At 53.0% G+C, this 3,290-nt stretch carries 2 rRNA genes; both read right to left on the bottom strand.

Annotated elements, in window-relative coordinates:
- Positions 1 to 46 precede the first annotated feature (46 nt).
- A 5S ribosomal RNA gene (rrf, locus tag E4631_RS25485) occupies positions 47 to 158 on the bottom strand.
- An 81-nt stretch (positions 159 to 239) separates the two neighbouring features.
- Positions 240 to 3,161, bottom strand: a 23S ribosomal RNA gene (locus E4631_RS25480).
- Positions 3,162 to 3,290: the final 129 nt, after the last annotated feature.

Below are 3,290 nucleotides of genomic sequence, written 5' to 3'. Positions count from 1 at the left end.
CGGCCGGGCGCTGATAAAAGCGCTTGGCCGGGGGCTCTGGTGCAGAAATTGGCGGCGACCGACTCTCCCACCGGTGAAGGCAGTACCATAGGCGCACCGGGGCTTAACGACTCTGTTCGGAATGGGAAGAGGTGAACACCCGGGCTAAAGCCACCATTGCTGGCGTTAATTCTCGTGTTCAGGGAGAATTAGCAAAACCGTTGACATAAGGGAAAAGAAAAAGAAAAACAAATCTGGGACAAGGGAAGCCCTCGGTTCCTTAGTACGGCTCAGCTATGCTATTTCTAGCTTTACACCTACCGCCTATTCACGTGGTAGTCTACCACGAACCTTCAATTGGGATGACTCATCTTGAGGTGAGTTTCGCACTTAGATGCTTTCAGCGCTTATCTGCTCCCAGCGTAGCTACCCGGCGCTGCCCCTGGCGGGACAACCGGCGCACCAGCGGCTGGTCCAACTCGGTCCTCTCGTACTAAAGTCAGGTCCTCTCAATCATCCAACGCCCACCACAGATAGGGACCGAACTGTCTCACGACGTTCTGAACCCAGCTCGCGTGCCACTTTAATCGGCGAACAGCCGAACCCTTGGGACCTTCTCCAGCCCCAGGACGTGACGAGCCGACATCGAGGTGCCAAACCTCCCCGTCGATATGAGCTCTTGGGGGAGATCAGCCTGTTATCCCCGGCGTACCTTTTATCCTTTGAGCGATGGCCCTTCCATGCGGAACCACCGGATCACTATATCCGTCTTTCGACCCTGCTCGACTAGTCGGTCTCACAGTCAAGCCCACTTCTACTATTGCGCTCTACGTACGGTTACCAAGCGTACTGAGTGGACCTTTGAAAGCCTCCGATACTCTTTTGGAGGCGACCACCCCAGTCAAACTACCCAGCAGCCACTGTTCTCTGAGAAACCCAGAGTTAGGCATCAGGCACAGTAAGGGCGGTATTTCAACGTTGGCTCCACAAAACCTAGCGGCCCTGCTTCGACGCCTCCCGCCTATGCTACACATACTGAACCCAACACCAATGGCAACCTATAGTAAAGGTGCACGGGGTCTTTCCGTCCCGTGGCGGGTACTCGGCATCTTCACCGAGACTACAATTTCACCGAGCTCACGGCTGAGACAGCACCCAAATCGTTACACCATTCGTGCAGGTCGGAACTTACCCGACAAGGAATTTCGCTACCTTAGGACCGTTATAGTTACGGCCGCCGTTTACTGGGGCTTCGATTCAAGCCTTCGCCTTGCGACTAAGCTCCCCTCTTAACCTTCCAGCACCGGGCAGGTGTCAGGCCTTATACGTCCGCTTACGCGTTAGCAAAGCCATGTGTTTTTGTTAAACAGTCGCTTGGGTCTTTTCACTGCGGCTTCTCTACCATTGCTGACAGAGGAAGCGTCCCTTCTCCCGAAGTTACAGGACCATTTTGCCGAGTTCCTTGGCCGTGATTCACTCGAGCGCCTCAGGATTCTCTCCTTGACTACCTGTGTCGGTTTGCGGTACGGGCCGAATATAGATACAACGTTTAGCAGCTTTTCTTGGCAGTCCTTAGGTACACTATCTGCGTGGGCCGAAGCCCGTGCAGTACTATCACCTTTCCCCTAGTTGAGCGTACTTAACTACTCATCCAATAGGTACGGGCTTTAACGAGCACTTCCGTCCGCTCGCGGTACTTTCATTCCTGCGTCCCTGCATCACTTCTACATCCGGGGGCCAGAATATCAACTGGCTTGCCATCGGGTACACCTCTCGGCTATCCCTTAGGTCCCGCCTAACCCAATTCCGATTAGCGTTGAATTGGAAACCTTAGTCTATCGGCGAATAGGTTTCGCACCTATTTTATCGTTACTCATGCCTACATGTGCTTTTCTGGACGCTCCACCATGCCCTGACAGGACGGCTTCTCCGCAACCAGAATGCTCCCCTACCACTTGACAACTAAATGTCAAATCCCGCGCTTCGGTATCTAGCTTGATGCCCGCGTATTATCGATGCCCGGTCGCTCGACCAGTGAGCTGTTACGCACTCTTTAAAGGAATGGCTGCTTCCAAGCCAACCTCCTGGCTGTCAAAGCAACTGGACCTCCTTTGTTCAACTTAGCTAGAATTTAGGGACCTTAGCGGCGGGTCTGGGTTCTTTCCCTCTCGGCCGGGGACCTTAGCACCCCAGGCCTCACTGCCGTGTATGAATTTGCTGGCATTCGGAGTTCATCAGGATTCGGTAGGCTCTGACACCCCCTAGTCCTATTGGTAGCTCTACCTCCAACAAACCTAACCACGACGCTGTACCTCAATACATTTCGGGGAGTACGAGCTATTTCCTAGTTTGATTGGCCTTTCACCCCTACCCTCAAGTCATCCAAATCCTTTTCAACGGAAACTGGTTCGGACCTCCACAGCGTGTTACCGCTCCTTCATCCTGCTCAAGGGTAGCTCACTAGGTTTCGCGTCTACCCCCCCTGACTACGCGCCCTATTCAGACTCGCTTTCGCTGCGGCTTCGTGCCTTAAAACACTTAACCTTGCCAGGGAGGAGTAACTCGTAGGCTCATTATGCAAAAGGCACGCTATCAGACCATTTACAGTCCTCTAACTGCTTGTAAGCACACGGTTTCAGGTTCTTTTCACTCCGCTATCCGCGGTTCTTTTCACCTTTCCCTCACGGTACTGGTTCACTATCGGTGTCTCAGGAGTATGTAGCCTTAGCGGATGGTGCCGCTCGATTCAGACGGGGTTTCTCCGGCCCCGCCCTACTCAGGATACTGCTACCGTAAATCAGAAATGTCACTTACCGGGCTCTCACCGTCTCTGGCGCAGTTTCCCACCTGCTTCAGTTATCTCGATTTAATCAGATCTCGCAGTCCTACAACCCCACAGTGGCCGTAACCACCGTGGTTTGGGCTCCTCCCCGTTCGCTCGCCACTACTTGGGGAATCATTGTTATTTTCTTTTCCTGCAGGTACTTAGATGTTTCAGTTCCCTGCGTTTGCTCCACTCCTAAAAGAAGTGGTCACTGGTCTTCAACCAGCGGGGTTGCCCCATTCGGAAATCTGGGGATATAACGGGTATGTGCCCCTCCCCCCAGCTTATCGCAGCTTATCGCGTCCTTCTTCGCCTCTGAGACCCTAGGCATCCCCCGTGTGCTCTTACTTACTTCTCGCTTGCGATTCGCTCAGTCTCCTGAGTCGAATTGCTCAATCGTCTTCGACAATTAAGCCCGCTTTGTTTTTCTCTCTCTTATTTTCCCTTACGTCAAAGAACGTCTACTACCCTTTCGGTAGTAAATGTG

It is taken from the genome of Hymenobacter sp. UV11 (assembly GCF_004684095.1).
Classification (GTDB): Bacteria; Bacteroidota; Bacteroidia; order Cytophagales; family Hymenobacteraceae; genus Hymenobacter.
This window is presented reverse-complemented; position numbering and strand designations above follow the sequence as displayed.